This window comes from Neotabrizicola shimadae (genome assembly GCF_019623905.1).
Classification (GTDB): Bacteria; Pseudomonadota; Alphaproteobacteria; order Rhodobacterales; family Rhodobacteraceae; genus Neotabrizicola; species Neotabrizicola shimadae.
In genome coordinates this window covers 2,054,852-2,073,468 of sequence record NZ_CP069370.1, presented here as the reverse complement: position 1 = coordinate 2,073,468, position 18,617 = coordinate 2,054,852, and the positions used below count along the sequence as shown (strand labels likewise).

Annotated in this window: 17 protein-coding genes; 14 read left to right on the top strand and 3 right to left on the bottom strand. The window is 67.5% G+C overall.

Annotated features, from left to right (window positions below):
- Positions 1–89: 89 nt before the first annotated feature.
- A complete protein-coding gene (locus JO391_RS09975) occupies positions 90–815 on the top strand; it encodes an MBL fold metallo-hydrolase (protein ID WP_220664379.1) in 726 nt (241 codons plus the stop codon).
- Here JO391_RS09975 and denD read toward each other — a convergent pair.
- Positions 776–1,750 carry a D-erythronate dehydrogenase gene (gene denD / locus JO391_RS09970; RefSeq protein WP_220664378.1) on the bottom strand — a complete coding sequence of 325 codons (975 nt, stop codon included), beginning with the start codon at positions 1,748–1,750 and terminating at the stop codon, positions 776–778. The genes JO391_RS09975 and denD overlap by 40 nt on opposite strands.
- Before the next feature lie 53 nt (positions 1,751–1,803).
- On the bottom strand, positions 1,804–2,184 hold the full coding sequence (copM, locus tag JO391_RS09965; RefSeq protein ID WP_220664377.1) for a CopM family metallochaperone: 381 nt from the start codon (positions 2,182–2,184) through the stop codon (positions 1,804–1,806).
- Between the two features lie 217 nt (positions 2,185–2,401).
- Here copM and JO391_RS09960 point away from each other — a divergent pair, with 217 nt between their 5' ends.
- On the top strand, positions 2,402–3,193 hold the full coding sequence (locus JO391_RS09960; protein ID WP_220664376.1) for a gamma-glutamyl-gamma-aminobutyrate hydrolase family protein: 792 nt from the start codon (positions 2,402–2,404) through the stop codon (positions 3,191–3,193).
- Here JO391_RS09960 and JO391_RS09955 read toward each other — a convergent pair.
- The gene (locus JO391_RS09955) at positions 3,110–3,775 is read right to left on the bottom strand and encodes a TetR/AcrR family transcriptional regulator (RefSeq protein WP_220664375.1); all 666 of its coding nucleotides are present in this window, start codon (positions 3,773–3,775) and stop codon (positions 3,110–3,112) included. The two genes, JO391_RS09960 and JO391_RS09955, sit on opposite strands and share 84 nt — an antisense overlap.
- Positions 3,776–3,840: 65 nt before the next feature.
- On the opposite strand from JO391_RS09955, the gene JO391_RS09950 reads away from it, so the two are divergent.
- From JO391_RS09950 to JO391_RS09895, 12 genes are all read left to right on the top strand, one after another.
- The gene (locus JO391_RS09950; RefSeq protein WP_220664374.1) at positions 3,841–5,172 is read left to right on the top strand and encodes an MATE family efflux transporter; all 1,332 of its coding nucleotides are present in this window, start codon (positions 3,841–3,843) and stop codon (positions 5,170–5,172) included.
- Between the two features lie 100 nt (positions 5,173–5,272).
- Positions 5,273–5,956 carry a D-lyxose/D-mannose family sugar isomerase gene (locus tag JO391_RS09945; RefSeq protein WP_220664373.1) on the top strand — a complete coding sequence of 228 codons (684 nt, stop codon included), beginning with the start codon at positions 5,273–5,275 and terminating at the stop codon, positions 5,954–5,956.
- Between the two features lie 79 nt (positions 5,957–6,035).
- Complete coding sequence (locus JO391_RS09940) at positions 6,036–8,045, top strand: CocE/NonD family hydrolase (RefSeq protein WP_220664372.1); 2,010 nt, start codon at positions 6,036–6,038, stop codon at positions 8,043–8,045.
- Positions 8,038–8,658 (top strand): TetR/AcrR family transcriptional regulator, encoded by a 621-nt coding sequence (locus tag JO391_RS09935; RefSeq protein WP_220664371.1) that lies wholly within the window; start codon positions 8,038–8,040, stop codon positions 8,656–8,658. Before JO391_RS09940 ends, JO391_RS09935 begins: the two co-directional genes overlap by 8 nt.
- Positions 8,655–9,776: a succinylglutamate desuccinylase/aspartoacylase domain-containing protein gene (locus JO391_RS09930; RefSeq protein WP_220664370.1), complete on the top strand. Its 1,122-nt coding sequence runs from the start codon at positions 8,655–8,657 to the stop codon at positions 9,774–9,776. The genes JO391_RS09935 and JO391_RS09930 overlap by 4 nt, the downstream gene beginning before the upstream one ends.
- Before the next feature lie 28 nt (positions 9,777–9,804).
- Positions 9,805–11,406 (top strand): peptide ABC transporter substrate-binding protein, encoded by a 1,602-nt coding sequence (locus JO391_RS09925; protein WP_220664369.1) that lies wholly within the window; start codon positions 9,805–9,807, stop codon positions 11,404–11,406.
- A 74-nt stretch (positions 11,407–11,480) separates the two neighbouring features.
- Complete coding sequence (locus JO391_RS09920) at positions 11,481–12,401, top strand: ABC transporter permease (RefSeq protein WP_220664368.1); 921 nt, start codon at positions 11,481–11,483, stop codon at positions 12,399–12,401.
- Positions 12,394–13,251: an ABC transporter permease gene (locus tag JO391_RS09915; RefSeq protein ID WP_220664367.1), complete on the top strand. Its 858-nt coding sequence runs from the start codon at positions 12,394–12,396 to the stop codon at positions 13,249–13,251. Before JO391_RS09920 ends, JO391_RS09915 begins: the two co-directional genes overlap by 8 nt.
- On the top strand, positions 13,226–14,215 hold the full coding sequence (locus JO391_RS09910) for an ABC transporter ATP-binding protein (RefSeq protein WP_220664366.1): 990 nt from the start codon (positions 13,226–13,228) through the stop codon (positions 14,213–14,215). The genes JO391_RS09915 and JO391_RS09910 overlap by 26 nt, the downstream gene beginning before the upstream one ends.
- Positions 14,212–15,183 (top strand): ABC transporter ATP-binding protein, encoded by a 972-nt coding sequence (locus tag JO391_RS09905; RefSeq protein ID WP_220664365.1) that lies wholly within the window; start codon positions 14,212–14,214, stop codon positions 15,181–15,183. Before JO391_RS09910 ends, JO391_RS09905 begins: the two co-directional genes overlap by 4 nt.
- Positions 15,184–15,186: 3 nt before the next feature.
- Positions 15,187–16,989, top strand: a complete 1,803-nt coding sequence (locus JO391_RS09900; protein ID WP_220664364.1) for a S9 family peptidase — start codon at positions 15,187–15,189, stop codon at positions 16,987–16,989.
- Positions 16,986–18,575, top strand: a complete 1,590-nt coding sequence (locus JO391_RS09895) for a N,N-dimethylformamidase beta subunit family domain-containing protein (RefSeq protein WP_220664363.1) — start codon at positions 16,986–16,988, stop codon at positions 18,573–18,575. Before JO391_RS09900 ends, JO391_RS09895 begins: the two co-directional genes overlap by 4 nt.
- Positions 18,576–18,617: the final 42 nt, after the last annotated feature.

The following is an 18,617-nucleotide window of genomic DNA, read 5'->3' as shown; positions in this document are numbered from 1 at the left end:
GCCTCGGTTTCCGATCAGGCTGGACCGCCCGCGACCGCCATGCTTGGCTGATTGCGACCGGGGCAGGGGATTTCCGCAAGGTGACGGACATGGGGTGGTTTCAGACGCATGAGGTCGAACCGGGCCTGTTCCTGACCGTCGAGCCCCATGTCGACCCGATGTTCCGCGCCAACCTCTACACCCTCCTCGGCCGCGATGCCGACCTGCAGCTCGACTTCGGGGTGGGCGTAACTCCCCTTCGGCCCGCCCTGCCGCCGACGGGCAAACCGGTGATCGCCGTGGCAAGCCACGGCCATGTGGACCACGTCGGCGGCTTCCACGAATTCGCCAGCCGGTGGGGGCCGGAGCCCGAGGCACATGTCTTCGCCGACATGGCTGAACCGGGCACCCTGCAAGGCGTGTTCCGCGGCTGGCCCGACGCCCTGACGGCGCAGCCTGAGCCCGGGTTCCGGCTGGATCAGTGGCGCCTCGCGCCCGCGCCCCTGACTCATTCCTTGCGCGAAGGCGACCGCATCGAGCTGGGCGACCGGCAGTTCACCGTCCTGATCCTGCCGGGCCATTCGCCGGGTTGCCTGGCCCTTCTGGACGAGCGCGACGGGCTCTTCCTGACCGGCGATGCCATCTACGACGACGAACTGGTGGACGACATTCCCGGTGCCTCGGTTGCCGAATACCGCCAGACGATGGCGCGGTTGATGGAGATCGACTTCCGCATCGGCCACGGCGGCCACGGGCCGGCCTTCACCCCGGCCCGCCTGCGCCAGATTGCCCTGGCCTATCTGGCGGAGACGGACGGGGCGTCCTCGGTCAGGTAGATCTGCAGGATCTCGTCAAACCGCGTTTCGGCCTGGAAGCCGAGCGCACGCGCCCGGTCGGCGGCAAACGCCTGAGGCCAGCCGTCCACGATGCGGGCGATGACGGGATCGGGCTCGCGCCGGATCAGGTCCACCGCTGCCTGCCCGGCGACAGAGCGAAGCGCCTCGATCTCTTCGGCCACGGTGGCGGCAAGGCCCGGCATGGTGAGCGCGCGGTTGGCCCCAAGGGCTGCCGTATCCAGCGTCGCGGCGTGAAGGAAGAAACCCACGGCGGCGCGTGGGCTGGCAAACCAGTGCTTCACCGTATCGGCCACGGGCAGCACCGCCGGCAGGCCAGCAAGAGGTTCCCTCAGGATACCCGAGAAAAAGCCCGAAGCCGCCTTGTTCGGCGCGCCGGGGCGGATGCAGATCGTGGGAAGACGGATCGACAGCCCGTCGATCATGCCGCGCCGGCTCAGGTCGTTGACCAGAAGCTCGGTGATCAGTTTCTGCGTTCCATAGCTTGTCAGCGGCTGCGGCGCGAAGTCGTCGGGGATCACCTCCGGGAAGGGGCGACCGAAGACGGCGATGGACGAGGCGAAGACGAAGCGCGGCCGATAGCCGGGCGTCATCCGGATCGCGTCCAGAAGCCGCCGGGTGGCATCCAGGTTCACCGCATAGCCACGGTCGAAATCGGCCTCGGCCTCGCCCGAGACGATGGCGGCAAGGTGGAAGATGATCTCCGGTCGGCCGTCCAGCAGCCGGGAAGGGGCATCCGCTGCGGTCAGGTCCAGCCCGATGGCCTGAACCGCACCGGGAAAGGCCGGCACCGGCGGCGCAGTTACATCGGCCAGCGTCAGGCCGCTGACCGGCTGGCCGCCGATGCCTTGCGCGGCAACGGCAGAGGCGAGTTTGCGACCGATCATGCCGCCGGCGCCAAGGATCAGGACATGCATCGTTTCCTCCCGGTTCGGGAAAGGAAAGCCCCTGGCCGGGCGCAGCGCAAGCCTTACTCGCCCTGCGCGGCCAACCAGTCCTTCATCCAGGCGATCTCGCCTTCCTGCGCAGTGATGATCGCCTCGGCCAGTTTGCGAACCTCGGGGTCTGTGCCGTATTGCAGTTCGACCTTGGCCATGGCGATGGCACCCTCGTGGTGGGCGATCATGCCGCGCACGAAATCCACATCGGCATTGCCGGTGAAGGCGATGTCCATGTCGCGGTGCATGATGGCATTGGCTTCGCGGAAGGCGGCGGTCGAGGGCGCGTCATCGGCCATGGCCGACATGTCGTGGCCGGAATGGTCTGTCGTGCCCCCTGTGGTCTGGGCCAGGGCGGGCAAAGCGAGGAAGGTCGCAAGGAGCAGGGCGAGGCCGAGCATTCGGGCGGACATGCGGGTGCCTTTCTGTGGCGTGACAGGCCAAGGGGAAGCGATGCGCGGCGACCTCGCAAGTCACACCGGCGTGACACCGTCGCCCGCGATCCGCCCGCACTGCCCGAAATGCGGGCAACCGGTGCGGAAATGCACGGTTTCCGTGGCTTTCGCCCCTTCCGATGCCGAAGGGGCGGGCGTATCCTGTCGCAAACCTGTCACGAAGCGCGATCACACCATGACCCGTTCGGCCAAGCGGCGCCCCGTCGTCGGCATCATCGGCAACATGACCCTGCTGAACGAGCACTATCCGGTGCATGCGGGCGGCACGATGAACTCCACCGCCGTGGCAGATGTGGCGGGATGCCTGCCCTTGATCATCCCGACCGACCCGCGCTTCGTCTCTGTCGAGGAACTTCTGGATCTATGCGACGGCTTCCTGCTGACCGGGGGGCGCCCGAACGTGCACCCAAGCGAGTATGGCGAGGAAGAGACGCCGGCCCACGGTGCCTTTGACCGCTGCCGCGACGCGATCACGCTGCCCCTGGTGCGCGCCTGCGTCGAACGGGGGCAGCCCTTCTTTGGCATCTGCCGCGGCTTCCAGGAGGTGAACGTGGCCATGGGGGGCACGCTGCACCCCGAGATCCGCGAACTGCCCGGCCGGATGAACCACCGGATGCCGCCAGATGGCACGATCGAGGAACGGTTCGCGCTGCGCCATGCGGTGCATTTCACGCCGGGCGGGGTGTTTGCCCGTCTGATGGGCGCGGAAGAAGTAATGACCAACACGCTGCACGGCCAGGGCATCTGCCGGCCCGGCCAGCGCATCGTGATCGACGGGCGTGCCGGGGATGGCACGCCCGAGGCGATCTACATCCAGGACGCGCCGGGCTTCACGCTTTCGGTCCAATGGCATCCGGAGTGGAACGCCGCGCAGGACCCCGTCTCACGGGTGCTGTTCAGCGCCTTCGGGGATGCCGTGCGTGCCTGGGCCGCAGGAGAGCGGCCCCAGTTCCGGCAAAGCGCCTGAGGCTTCAAACCCGTCGAACAGGCTGGCCAGCGCCTGGTGCGCCGCTGGCAGGCGGCTTTCGTCGCCCGCCGCCCAGTCGGCCAGGTTCAGCGCCGCACCGTTCAGCATGTGGCCAAGCGCGGTGGGATCGACCGGCTTGAGCCTTCCTTCTGCGATCAGCGCGGCGAAGGTGGCCACCATCTCGCTGAAGCCCGATTCCATCAGGATGTCGAAGGCGCGTGTGCCAAGCACGGCCGGCGCATCCTGGAACAGGATGCGGCGGCGGCCCGGGTCCATCGCATCGGTCAGATAGCGGTGGCATCCCGCACGGAACGCGGTCCAGCGGTCGTCATGCGGCGCGGCGGCGTCGCCCCAGCCCTCGGCCAGTTCGGTATCGATGCGTCGAAGCACGGCCTCGAACAGGCCCTCGCGGTTGGTAAAATGGTGATGCAACGCTCCGCGGGTGACGCCTGCCTCGGCCGCCAACGAATCCAGCGACACCGCAGCATAGCCCCGTTCGCCAAAGGCGCGGCGTGCCACGGTGACAAGCCTTTCGCGCGTGTCCTGCGCGCGGTCGGCGCGAGAGGGGCGGTCAGTTGACATACGGGCCGTATGTGGGTAGAGATTTCACATACGAACCGTATGTGAAGGGCCCCACCGGTGCAACCATGCTGTCGCAGATCCGCACCGAACTTCCGGGAATCCTCCGGCTCGTCTTCCCCATCGTCGCGGGCCTTGCCGCCGCCACGCTGATCGGCGTTGCCGATGCCGTCATGCTGGCGCCGCTTGGCGCAGTGCCCTTGGCTGCCGTAGGTCTGACCGGGGCAGGGGCGGGGCTGCTGTATGCAGCCGTCTGGGGGCTCTTGTCGGCGCTGTCGGTGCGGGTGGGCGAGGCCTGGGGCGCGGGCGAGGGCCGGCGCATCCCCCATATCCTGCACAATGGGTTGGCACTTGGCCTTGGCGTGGGCATCGCCGCGGCAGGGGCGATGGGGCTGATGTGGTTCGCGCTGCCCTACCTGGACCAGCCGGCGGAAGTGTTGGAGGCGGTGCCGGCCTACTGGGCCCTGATCTGCCTCTACCTCATCCCCTATGCCGTGCTGACCGTGTTCAAGGCCACCTTCGAGGCGGTCGAACGGCCCTGGACCGGCGCGGCCTTCGCCTTTTCGGCGGTGCTGATGAACGTGGCGTTCAACTGGCTTCTGATCTACGGCCCCGGTCCCTTCCCGGCGCTTGGCCTGACCGGGGCGGGCATCGCCTCGCTTCTGGCCGAAACCCTGTCTCTGGCCTTCGCCTTTGGCTACTGGCGCTATGCCCCCTCGATGAAACGGCTGCGGCTGCGGCGGTCGCTGGACCGGGTCGAGATCACGGCGGCGCTACGCGAAGGTGCGCCCCTTGGCGTGCTTTACGTGGTGGAATCCGGGTCGGTCACGGTGGCGACGCTTCTGATCGGTGCCTTCGGCACCGTGGCGCTTGCAGGCAACCAGGTGGCCGGCACGGTGGGCGGCGTCCTTTACATGGTGCCGCTCGGCATTGCCGGCGCGGTGGCGATCCGCGTGGCCCAGGCACGCGGCGCGGGCGAACCCGGCACGCTGCGCGCCATCGCGCTCGCGGCGCTTCTGGTGGCAACGGTCTGGCTGGCGCTGGCCGCGCTGGCGCTTGGTCTCTTTGGCCGCGAGATCGCGGCGCTGATCACCGACGATCCCGCGGTGATCGAGGTGGCGGCGGCCATGTTCCTTGTCTTCGCGCTGTTCCAGCTGGTCGATGGCGTGCAGTCCACCATGATGGGCGCGCTGCGCGGCCTGTCCGATACCGCCTGGCCCGCCGGCGTCTCGATCCTGGCCTACTGGGTACTGTCCCTGCCGCTCGGCTGGATGCTGGCGCATTGGGGCGGCCTCGGCGCGCCGGGTATCTGGCTGGGCTTCCTTCTGGGCCTGATCGTCGCGGCGGCCCTGCTGATCCACCGGTTCCTGCAGAAGACGGACGAGGCCATCGCCGACTAAAGCGGAATCCGCCAGGAAACCGCGCGGTTCAACCGTCCCCGCCTTGGCAGGCGCGCCAGACAGGACTACTGAAACGTTATCGCTACCAAGGGAGGACGCCATGAAACGGTCGCGCATCAACGAAATCATGCGGGCGGCAGACGACATGATCCGCCACTACGGCTTTGTCCTTCCCCCCTTCGCCAACTGGTCGCCCGACGAGTTCCGCGCGAAGAAGGCGGTTGCTGGCCGCGTGGTGGACGGGCGCTGCGGCTGGGACATCACCGATTACGGCCAGGGCCGGTTCGACGAGATGGGGCTGTTCCTGTTCACTCTGCGCAACGGGCTCTTGTCCGACCTGCAGCGGGGCGGCGGCATGTGCTATGCCGAAAAGCTGCTGATCAGCCGGCAGGACCAGCTGTCGCCCATGCACACCCATGTCATCAAGGCCGAGGACATAATCAACCGCGGCGGCGCGACCCTGGTGGTCGAGCTTTACGGCAGCGACGACAAGGGCAACTTCGCCTGGGACCGTGGCGGCCTGGTGCGCTGCGACGGGATCGAACGGCCCTATGGCCCCGGCGACAAGCTGAAGCTCGCGCCGGGCGAAAGCGTCACGCTGATGCCGGGCGACTGGCACGCCTTCTGGGGCGAGGGCGGAGATGTGCTGATCGGCGAAGTCTCGACCGTGAACGACGACCTGACCGACAACATCTTCCGCGAGCCCATCGGCCGCTTCGCCGAGATCGACGAGGACGAGGCGCCCTGGCACCTTCTGGTCAGCGATTACGACAAATGGCTCTGACCCTGGGTCAAGCGCACAGATAGATGGTGGACAGCGGCGCTTTCCTTGTTGCATGATCGTACAACAGGGAAGGTGCCGAATGGCCGTACAAGTGCAAGACCTGCTCGACCGGGTCGAAATCGTCGAAGGTCTGATGATCCCGCTGCCGGACGGCACCCGTCTGGCGGCAAAGCTCTGGCGGCCCAAGGGCGCCGGGCGCTATCCGGCCATCCTGGAATACCTGCCCTACCGCTACCGCGACGGCACCCGCACCCGCGACCAGTCGATGCACGGCTGGCTTGCGGCGCAGGGCTATGCCTGCCTGCGCGTGGACATCCGCGGCATGGGCGACAGCGAAGGCGTGCTGCATGACGAATACAGCGCGCAAGAGCTTCAGGATGGATGCGATCTGATCGGCTGGATCGCCGATCAGGGCTGGTGCGACGGCCAGGTCACGATGATCGGCATATCGTGGTCGGGTTTCAACGGCTTGCAGATCGCCGCGCTGCAACCGCCGGCGCTGAAGTCGGTCATCACGGTCGGCTCCACCGACGACCGCTATGCCACCGACGTGCACTACATTGGCGGTTGCCTGTCGAAGGACAATTTCGACTGGTCCGCCACCATGCTGGCCCAGAACGACCTGCCGCCCGATCCCGCAATCGTGGGCGACGCCTGGCGCGAGATGTGGCGCCAGCGGATGCAGGCGAATGAACCCTGGGCGCATATCTGGTTCCGCCACCAGCGCCGGGATGCCTATTGGAAGCACGGCTCGATCTGCGAGGATTTCTCCAAGGTCAAGGTGCCGGTCTATGCCGTCTCTGGCTGGGCCGACAACTATTCCGAAAGCGTGCCGCGCCTTCTGGCGGACTTGTCCGGCCCGCGGCGCGGGCTGATCGGTCCCTGGGCCCATTCCTACCCGCATGACGTGACGGTCGAACCGGCCATCGGCTGGCTGCAAGAGGTGGTGCGCTGGTGCGACCACTGGATGAAGGGCCGCGACACCGGCATCATGGAAGAACCGATGATGCGCGCCTGGATCCAGGAAAGCGCCGCGCCCTCGACCTGCTACACCGAACGGGCGGGACGTTGGGTGGGCGAGGACCGCTGGCCCTCGCCCCGCATCCCTGGCGAAACCTGGCCCCTGGGCGCGGGGGGCGGCTTCGACGGGACGCCGGGTCAGCGTGCGGTGAAATCGCCGCTTTGGGTCGGGCTCACAGCGGGCGAGGTTGGTCGCTATGGCGAGGATGCCGACTGGCCGATGGACCAGCGCATCGACGATGCCGGCTCGCTGGTGTGGTTGTCGGAACCCTTGCCCGAACGGATGGACATCCTCGGTGCGCCCAGGCTTCGGCTGCGGATCGCGGCAGACAAGCCGATGGCGCTGGCCTCTGTGCGGCTGAACGATGTGGCGCCGGACGGGGCCTCCACCCGCGTTTGCCTCGGCATGTTGAACCTTACCCACCGCAACAGCCACGAACACCCCGAGACCCTGGAGCCGGGCCGGTTCTACGAGGTCGAGGTGGAACTGGACGACATCGGCCATGCCTTCCCGGCCGGGCATCGCGTCGCCGTTTCGCTGTCCTCGACCTATTGGCCCATTGCCTGGCCATCGCCGGAACTGGCGACGCTGACGGTGGATTGCGCGGGGTCGGCGCTGGTGCTGCCAGTGCGCGCGCCTCGGGTAGAAGATGCGGGTCTGCGTGTGTTCGACCCGCCGGTGAAGGGCATTGACACGCCACAGACGCATGACTCCGTCGCGTCCGACCATCCCCGCCGCGTCACGCATGACCTGCTGAGCGGCCGGATGGTGGTGGATTTCCCGCGGTGGACCTATGCGGTGACCTTCCAGGACATCGGCCAGACCGTCACTTCGGCCGGCCATGTCCGCCACATCCTGACCGATGGCGACCCGCTCAGCGCCGAGACCGAGACGGCATACGAAGTCTCGATCCAGCGCCCCGATGCCAAGGTCGGGCACCGCAGCACCGGACGCCTGACCTGCGACGCCACCCACTTCCGCCTGCAGACCGAGCTTTGGGTCAGCGAGAACGGCAAGGTGGTCTTCCACCGCGCCTGGGACGAACAGATCGCGAGGGACCATGTCTGACGGCGCGGCTCCCGGCCCCCGCTTCCGCCGCCTTGGCCGCGAGGTCCGCGCGGCGATGCTGGTAGAGGCCGGGATGCAGGTGCTGGCCGAAGGCGGCATCCGCGCCTTCACCATCGACAACATCTGCAAGGTCTCGGGCGCCTCACGCGGGCTGGTGACGCACCATTTCGGCGGCAAGGACGGACTTCTGGCCAAGGTCTACGAAGCGGTCTATCGGCCGCTTCTGGATGCCATCTCTCCGCCGGATGCCGCGCCACCGCATCTGCCCGAACTTCTGGATCACCTCTTCTCGCCGGCGAACTACAGCCGCGACACCCTGAACGTCTGGCTCGCGATCTGGAGCGAGATCGCCACCGGCGGCACGCTGCGCGACGAACACCGCACGCTTTACGCCCGCTACCGCGCCGTGGTCTCCGAAGCCGTGGCCCGTCATGCGGCGGCGAATGGGCGCAAGGTCAACGCCGATGCGATGGCCATGACCCTGATTGCCCTCGTCGATGGGCTCTGGCTCGAACTCTGCCTTGATCCCTCGGGCCTGACCCCCGAAGGCGCGAAGGCAGCCTGCCTGGACCTGCTGGAGCCCGTCCTCGGGCCGATCGGAGATCAGACATGAAGACCGATTGGGCAGAGCTCGGCGGCGACAGCCCCGGCACATCGCGCCGCATCGCCTGCCTGCGCTATGGCACCGAAGGCGCACGGCCCAAGGTCTATCTGCAAGCCGGCCTTCACGCCGACGAAATGCCGGGTGTTCTGGTGCTGCAGCACCTGATGACCCACCTCGATGCGGTCGAGGCGCAGGGCGGCATCCGGGGCGAAATCCTGGTGGTGCCCGCCGCCAACCCCGTGGGGCTGTCGCAATGGGCCTTCCAGCGCCCGCTTGGCCGGCAGGAATTCGACACGCTGCACAACTTCAACCGCGGTTATCCCGCGTTTGGCCCCCGCGCCGGCGACCTGGTCGAAGGCCGCCTGACCGACGATGCCGCGGGCAATGCCGCCCTCATCCGCACGGCACTGCGCACCGCTTTGGCGGAGGAAACGGAGAAGGCCCGCACCGCCATGGTCCGCGGGCAACTGGCGCTCATGGACTGGTCCATAGACGCCGACCACGTGCTTGACCTGCACTGCGATCATTTCGCGGTGATGCACCTCTACGCCTCGCCCGCCCGGCCCGCGGATACCTCGCTCCTGTGCCGCTGCACCGGCGCAAAGGTCGCGCTGATCGAGGAGGTTTCGGGCGGCAATGCCTTCGACGAGGCCCATACAGTGCCCTGGGCCCGCCTGCGCGACCGCTTCCCCGATCATCCGATCCCCGCCGGCTGCTTCTCGACCACGCTGGAATACCGTGGGCAGTTCGACGTCTCCGACGACCTCGCCGCCGCCGATGCGCGCGGGCTGATGTCCTACCTCGCGGCCGTCGGCGCACTCACCGGCTGGGACGCGCCACCGCAGCACCCCGATGCGCCGCACCTGCCGCTCGGCGGCGCGGGCGAAGCCATCGCGCCCCAGGGCGGCGTGGTGACATGGATTGCCCGGCCCGGCGACAGCGTGGCCGAAGGCGAGGTGATCGCTGAAGTCACCGATCCGATGACGCGCCTGCGCATGGCCGTGCGCGCGCCCAACGCGGGCATCTTGTTCCGCACCGAGTTGTGGAAGTCCTGCCTGCGCGGCCAGGGCCTGGCCCATGTGGCGGGCACCGAGGTGGTGCGGGACGGCGACCTTCTATCCGACTGACAAAGAACAACAACAGGGAGCAACAACGATGAGGAAGATACTGGGCGCGGCGCTGTCAGGGCTTGTCCTGGCCGCTGCACTTTCCTTCGGCGGCATGGCCTCGGCGCAGTCCGACGGCGTGCTGGATCGCGGCGTGGGCTCGGAATGGTCCTCGCTGGACCCGCATGTGAACTTCGACGCGGCGGCAGGCTGGATCCAGGCGGACGCCTATGAAGGGTTGGTGAACTTCGATGGCACCGGCAAGGTCATTCCCGGTGCGGCGGAAAGCTGGGAGGTCAGCGCCGACGGGAAGACCTACACCTTCCACCTGCGCGAAGGGCTGAAATGGTCCAACGGAGATCCGCTGGTGGCACAGGACTTCGTCAATGGCGTGCTGCGCACGCTGAACCCCGACACCGCGTCGGAGAAGGGCTACTATTTCTACTCGACCATCCAGATCAAGGGCGCCGAGGCGCTGGCCAATGGCGAGACCAAGGACGCCTCGACCCTGGGCATGACCGCGCCCGACGACCGCACCGTGGTGATCGAGATGAACACCCCGGCGCCGCACATGCTGGACCTGATGGGGTCGTTCCAGGTCTCGCCGCTGCACACGCCGTCCTTCGCCGCGAGCGGTGCCGGCGTGTTCATCGACCCGGCCAAGGTCGTGTCGAACGGTGCCTATGTCATCAAGGAGGTGGTGCCGCAGTCCCATGTGCTTCTGGAGAAGAACCCGAACTACTGGGATGCGGCCAACGTCCAGATCCCGCAGGTGCGCTACCTGGTGACCGAGGATGTCTCGACGGAACTCAAGCGGTTCCAGGCCGGCGAGATTGACGTGACCTACGACATCCCGGTGAACCAGATCGACCAGCTGAAGGCCGACATGCCCGACGAAGTAGTGATCGGCCCCTCGACCGAAGTCACCTATTACAGCTTCAACCTGAACCGCCCGCCGATGGACAACATCGACGTGCGCCGGGCGCTGACGCTGGCCATCGACCGCGAGGTGCTGCAGGAAAAGATCGTCAAGGGCGGCGCCATCCCCTCCTACTCCTATGCCGGCGGCTTCGACCCCGAATACAAGGGGCCCCAGATCGCCGAGGCGACCATGACCCAGGGCGAACGCGATGCGCTGGCGCAGGAACTGCTTGCCAAGGCGGGCTATGGCCCGGACAATCCGCTGAAGGTCACCATCGTCACCACGGTGGCCGAAGACCGCATCCGCCTTGCCCAGGGCATCTCGCTGATGTGGAAGAAGACCCTGGGCGTCGAGACCGAGGTGAACTCGATGGAACGCAAGGCCTGGCTCGATGCCTTCTATGCCGGCGACTGGGATGTCTTCGCCGACAATCTGGTGGGCGATTTCGCCGGTCCCGAGACCTTCCTGTCCTACATGCGGCCTTCGGCGGAACCCGGCTACAACTGGGTGAAACCCGAATATGACGCGGCGATGGACAAGGCGGCAGCGCTGCCCGACAAGCCCTCGCGTTATGTCGCGCTGGCCGAGGCCGAAGCGATTCTCCTGAACGACTACATCTTCGCGCCCATCGCCATCGAGCCGTCGCGCCGGCTGGTCAGCCCGAAGGTGAAAGGCTGGTCGAACTCTGCGGCGGGCTACAACAACTCGCAGTTCCTGTCGCTGGAATAGGCCGCTGGCAGGGGCCGGGGCAACGCCTCCGGCCCCTGGTGAGTTGGGTGCCAAGATGAAGGGGTAGGGCAGGGATGGGCCGCTTTCTGGCGCGGCGTTTGTGGGAGGGCGGCCTGACGCTGGCGGCGCTGGTGACGCTGACCTTCTTCGTCATGCGGCTGGCCCCTGGCGGGCCGTTTTCCAAGAACCGCAAGATCAGCCCCGAGGTGCTGGCCAACATCCAGGAACGGTTCCATCTGGACGAGCCGGTCTGGCAGCAGTTCGGCCGCTATGTATGGGGGCTGATGCACCTGGATTTCGGCCCCTCGACCCGGTTCCGAGACTATTCGGTGGGCGACATCATCGCCTCGGGCCTGCCCTGGTCCCTGACCATCGGCTTCTGGGCCATCCTGATTGCGGCCTTGGTGGGCATCGGGCTTGGCATGGCCGGGGCGATGCGCCGGAACGGCGCGACCGATCTTGTCGCGGGCCTCGTCGGCGTGATCGGCATCGCCGTGCCGATCTTCGTGATCGGCCCCCTGTTCCAGGTGATATTCGCGCTGAAGCTGAACTGGCTTCCCGTGGGGGGCACCGATGCCGGCTGGCGCGCGCTGATCCTGCCGGTCATCGTGCTGGCCCTGCCGAACATCGCCTATATCTCGCGCCTGACACGCACCTCGATGATCGAGACCCTGCGCGAAAACCACGTCCGCACCGCCCGCGCCAAGGGCATCGGCGCGCGCCGCGTGCTGACCGGCCATGTCCTGACCGGCGCGCTTCTGCCGGTCATCGCCTACCTCGGCCCGGCAACGGCAGCGATCATCACCGGGTCGATCCTGATCGAGACAGTCTTCGCCCTGCCGGGCATCGGCCGGCATTTCGTGGATGCGGCGCTGAACCGCGACTATCCGCTCGTCATGGGGATCACGCTGCTTTACGGCGCGCTGGTGATCCTCTTCAACATCCTGACCGACCTCGTGCGCGGCTGGCTTGACCCGAGGGTGCGCAATGGCTGACCGGCACCTCTCCACCACCCAGCTGCAATTCCGCCGCTTCGCGAAGAACCGCCTCGCCATGGCCTCGGTCTTCGTGCTTCTGGCCATCGTGCTTATCTGCTTCCTTGGTCCTTACGCCTTTCCCTTCACCGGCGAGGATGCGGATTTCGACGATATCTCCGCCCCGGCCGAGTTCATCTGGCCGCATCTTTTCGGGACTGACGACTACGGTCGCGATCTTCTGGTGCGTGTGCTGGAAGGCGGCCAGGTCTCGCTGGCCATCGGCTTTCTGGGGGCACTCTCCGCCGGCGTGATCGGCGTTCTTTACGGTGCCATCGCCGGATACGCCGGGGGCCGGACCGACGGGCTGATGATGCGCACTGTCGAGATCCTCTACGGCTTTCCCTATGTAATCCTCGTGATCCTCCTGTCGCTCTTGTTCGGCGGCGGCACGCTGGCGCTGTTTGCGGCCATCGTGTTCACCCTGTGGCTCACCCCCGCCGTCATTGTGCGCGCCCAGGCGCAAAGCCTGGCCCGGCGCGAGTTTGTCGAGGCCGCGCGCGCCGGCGGCATGACGCCCGCGCGCATCGTGGTAGGCCATATCGTGCCCAACTGCGTGTCAGTCGTCATCGTCTATGGCAGCCTTCTGGTGCCCGAGGTGATCCTGTCGGAAAGCTTCCTCTCCTTCCTGGGCATCGGCATCAAGGAACCCCAGGCCAGCTGGGGCAACCTGATTCAGGCCGGCACCGCGGCGATGGACACGGACCTTCGGCTCCTGCTCCTGCCCGGCGGCTTCCTCGTCGCCGTGCTCTTGAGCCTCAACTTCATAGCGGACGGGCTGCGCGATGCCTTCGACCCCAATGATCGCTGAGCCGCTTTTGTCGCTGCGCGACCTGACGGTCCGTTTCCGCCTGCCCGACCGCGAGGTCGTGGCGGTGGACCGCGTCTCGCTGGACCTCTCGCCGGGCGAGGTTCTGGGCATCGTCGGCGAAAGCGGCTCGGGGAAAAGCCAGATCCTCTTCGCGCTGATGGGCTTGCTGGCCTCCAACGGCAAGGTCGGCGGCCAGGCGCTGTTCCGTGGGCAGGACCTTCTGGCGATGAAGCCGTCCGACCTGGACCGGGTGAGGGGCGACCAGATCTCGATGATCTTCCAGGACCCGATGACCTCGCTGAACCCCTATCAGAGGGTCGGCGACCAGTTGGCCGAAGGGCTGCGCGTGCACCGGGGCCTTGGGCGGTCCGAGGCGCGCAAGGCGGCCGTGGCGATGCTGGAACGCGTCCGTATCCCCGATGCCGCCGCCCGCGCCCTGCGCTATCCGCATGAATTCTCTGGCGGTATGCGCCAGCGCGTGATGATCGCCATGGCGCTTCTGATGAAGCCCGCGATCCTGCTGGCCGACGAGCCGACCACCGCGCTGGACGTGACGATCCAGGCGCAGGTGCTTGACCTGATGGCGGAACTTGCGCGCGAGAACGGCACGGCGGTGGTGCTGGTCACGCATGACCTGGGCGTCGTGGCCCGGCTCTGCGACCGCGTGGCGGTGCTCTACGGCGGGCGGCTGATGGAGGAATCCCCGGCCGAAGCCCTGTTCGACGCGCCGAAGCACCCCTATTCCGCCGGCCTCCTGCGCGCCACGCCGCGGCTGGACGACGCGATGACCGCCCGGCTTGGCACCATCCCCGGCCAGCCCCGCGCCGGCGGCCTGTCTCCCGGCTGTCCCTTCGCCCCGCGCTGCGAGGCGAAGCTGCCCCGATGCGACACCGCGCAGCCGCCGCTTCTGGATCTTGGCGCCGGCCGCCGCGCCGCCTGCCACCTGCTGGAGCAACCGGCATGACCCTGATCTCCGCCGAAAATCTCGAAGTCGGATACCCGGTCCCCGGCAAGGGCCTCTTCGGCCGCACCCGCGTTCTGCCCATCGTCCGCGAGGCAACCCTGTCGCTCGACCCCGGACGCACCCTGGGCATCGTGGGCGAAAGCGGCTGCGGCAAATCCACCCTCGGCCGCGGCCTCCTGCGGCTGATCGAGCCTACGGCGGGCCGCGTGGTCTGGCAGGGGCAGGACCTCGCCAACCTCTCGAAAGACCAGCTCCGCAAGACCCGCGCGGGGATGCAGATCATCTTCCAGGACCCGATCGCCGCGCTCGATCCCCGCATGACGCTTCTCAAGATCGTGAGCCGCCCGCTGGCCACCTTCGAGCCCGGCCTCACCGCCGCCCAGTCCCGCGACCGCGCCATGGAGGCCCTGCGCCTTGTCGGCCTGCCCGAGGATTTCGCCAGCCGCTACCCGCACGAACTGTCCGGCGGTCAGGCACAGCGCGTGGGCATCGCCCGCGCCATCGTGGGCCGGCCAAGCCTCATCGTCTGCGACGAGCCGGTCTCGGCGCTGGATGTCTCGATCCAGGCGCAGGTGGTCAACCTCTTGATGGACCTGCAGGAACGGCTGGGCCTCGCGCTGATCTTCATCTCGCACAACCTGGCCGTCGTGCGCCACATCAGCCACGAGGTCATGGTGATGTGCCTTGGCCGCGTGGTGGAACAGGCCCCGCGCGACGCCTTCTATGCCAAACCCCTCCACCCCTATTCGCGCGCCTTGATGGAGGCGGTCCCCGAACCCGATCCGCGTCGCGAAAAGGGCAGGGTGGGCTCAGCGCTCCAGGGCGAATTGCCCTCGCCGCTCGCTCCCCCGCCCGGCTGCGTCTTCGCCACCCGCTGCCCCAAGGTCCAGCCCCTCTGCCGCACCGACCGGCCCGCCTTGCGCGACATGGGCGAAAGCCGCCAGGTCGCTTGCCACTATCCGGAGTAACCCATGTCAGATCCCGCCCGCGCCTGGGCCGCCTTGCCGCAGATCACCAACATCCGGGCCAGCGCCGATGGCCGATGGGCCTTCTGCTGCCGCGCCGGCGTGACCGAGACCGAAGAGGTCTGGGCCATCCCCGCCAATGGCGGCCCGGCCGAACGGCTGACCCACGGCCACGACCATTTCTCCATCCGCGACGTTTCGCCCGACGGGATGCGCCTGATCCTGGCGCAGTCGCGCAATTCCAACGAACACGACCACCTCTTCCTTCTAGACCGCACCGCGCAGAACCGCCTGACCCAGCTGACGCCGGAGCAGTCGATCCACTACCTCTACGGCGGGATCTTCGCCGAGGGCGGCCGGTCGGTGATCTTCCTTGCCGATTTCGATTACGACACGGGCAGCGTCACCGCCGGGGGCTGGGTCTGGAAGCAGGACCTTGCCAGCGGCACCCGCACCTGCCTCGCCCGCTCGGAATCTCCCTTCGACACCGGCATCAAACTCTCGCCCGATGGCAAGCGGCTTCTGTGGCACCGGCACGACCATCTGCCCGGCGGAACGCAGCTTTGGGTGCTGAACCTGGATGGCTCCGGCCTGGCCAAGGTACTGGACTTGGGCGAGGCCAACAATGCCCGCGGCGAATGGATCGCCCCCGACCGCATCGCCTTCGTTGCCGATCTGCACCGGCTGGACAAGGCCGGCATCCTCTCGCTTCCCACCGGCAACATCGCCTGGCTGGGGGGTGAGCCCGACTTCTTCCCCTTCGACGTGGTGCCGGGGGGCGAAGACCGCTTTGCCCTGATCGTACACGAACAGTCCAATACCCGTGCCAAGTTTTGGAATGGATTGACCCTATCGAACATTCCCAACCTTTCCGGCCGCCGCAGCCTCTTGCCGCACGATGCCTTCCCCGATGGCGGCTGGCTGGCCGAGGCCTATGACGCGGACGAACCGCACGACCTGGTGCGCATCCACCCCGACGGCGCCTGCACCACGCTTCTGAGGGCCCAACCGGACCCTGCCCGCCGCCACCCGGCACCGCCGGAAGATTTCCGCTGGACCGGCCCGGACGGAATGCCGATGCAGGGCTGGCTTTACCGGCCCGAAGGCACGCCCAAGGGCCTGATCGCCTATGTCCACGGCGGACCGACCTGGCACTCCGAAGACTGGACCAACCCCAAGATCGGCTACTGGGTGCAGCAGGGCTATGCCGTGCTGGATTCGAACTACCGAGGCTCCACCGGCTTCGGCTATGCCCACCGCGAGGCCGTGAAGGAAGACGGCTGGGGCGGCCGCGAACAGGCCGACATCCGCGCCGGGATCGAGGCCGCGCTGGCCGCCGGCATCCCCGGCCCGGTGGCGGTGGCCGGCAATTCCTATGGCGGCTTTTCCAGCTGGGTCGCCATCACCCGCCATGCCGATCTGGTGACGGCAGCCATCCCGATGTGCGGCATGTATCGCCTCGACATCGACTACCATGAAACCGAAATGCCCCATGGTCGCGCCTATTCCGAGGAAATGATGGGCGGCACCCCCGAAGAGTTCCCCGAGAAATACGCCAATGCCAGCCCCGGCAACTTCATCGACCAGATCCGTGGCCACCTGATGATCGTTCACGGCCTGGCCGATTCCAACGTCGGCCCGGAGAACACCCATACCGCCGTGCGCGAACTCAGCTCCGCCGGCATCCCGCACGAGGTGCTGCTCTTCGCCAATGAAGGCCACGGCATCTTCCGCCGCACCAATGTCCAGACCTATCTGGATCGCAGCGCCGCCTTCCTGGACCGGGCCTTCCGAGAGGGGACCAGATGACCCTGCAAGGCCATTTCATCGCCGGCCCCTTCGATGACGGCGATCCCGTCACCGGGCATTACTACGAGGCGGCAAGCCCCGACCCGGCGCGCGCCCAGGTCTGGGGCTATACCGCTGCGCTCAGCTACCGCCCCGGCGATACGCTGACCCTTCACGCCATGTCGAATGCCCCCCGCATCGCAGTGGAAATCGCCCGTGACGGGCTCACCCCGCGGGTGCTCTGGTCCGGCACAATCGAAGGCGGCTTTGCCGAAACCCCCGCCGATTGTTCGGTCCGGGGCTGCGGCTGGCCCGAACGGCTGCGCCTGCCCATCCCGGCAGACTGGCCAAGTGGAGTCTACACGATCCGTCTCACCGTGCCGGGGCATGAAAGCCAGCACATGTTCGTTCTGCGCGCCGCCAAACCCGCGGCGCGCGTGGCCATGGTGCTCGCCACCGGCACCTGGTGCGCCTACAACGACTGGGGAGGGTCAAACCACTACCAGGGCCTCACCGGACCGAAGGGCGACGACTTCGCCGCGCATGTCTCGCTTTTGCGCCCCTGGGCAAAAGGCTTCGTGCAGTGGCCCGAAGGGGCGCCGCGCATCCCCCATGCCTCGCCCTTGCTCGCCAAGCCGCGCTATCCGCACATGGACTATGCCCGCGCCCGCGGCATTTCCAAGAAATATGCCTCCTCCGGTTGGGGGGCTTTCGAGCGACCCTTCGCGCTCTGGTGCGAAGGGCAGGGGATCGCGCTGGACTACCTGACCCAACACGACCTTCACGCCGACCCCGCGACGCTGGACGGCTATCCCCGCGCCCTGATCGTCGGACACGATGAATACTGGACATGGGAGATGCGCGACCACCTCGATGCCTGGCTTGACAGGGGCGGGGAACTGGCGCGCTTTGCCGGGAATTTCTTCTGGCAGACAAGGCTTTCCGACGATCTCCTCACGCAGACCTGCTTCAAGTCCCGCGCGGGGGCGGAAGACCCGACACCCGATCCCACTCGCCTGACGAGCTACTGGGACCACCCCCAGGTCCGTCGCCCCGCTGTGGCAACCATGGGCCTGACCGGCTCGATGGGCGTCTATGCCGGCTGGAGCCGCTGCGCCGCCCACGGCACGGGCGGTTTCGTGATCTACCGCCCCGACCACTGGGCGCTCACCGACACCGGCCTCGGCTACGGCGACGTGCTGGGACGCTCATCCACGATCTTCGGCTACGAGGTCGATGGCATCGACTACACCATGACCCACGGCCTGCCCTTCGCCGCGCCCGATGCCGGGCTGCAGGGCGACCTGACCATCGTGGCGCTTTCCCCCGCCACCACGCTGTCGCATTCCTCCGGCCCCCACGACCGCGACCAGTTCATCGGCACCGCCGACGCGGAAGAGGTGGCGCAGACCGTCTACGGCGCGCTCACGCCCGAAACGCTCGGCCGCGCCAGCCGCGGCAACGGCTGCCTCGCCGAATACCGCCGGGGCCGGGGCGCGGTGCTGAACGCGGGCTCCTGCGAATGGGTGGCCGGCCTCATCAAGCGCGACGCGACGGTCGAAAGGGTGACGCGGCGAATCCTGACAGGGCCTTGGGCCGTGGCCTGAGGCGCGCCCGTTCTTTGGGCGTGCAGGCGATTTGCGCCTATG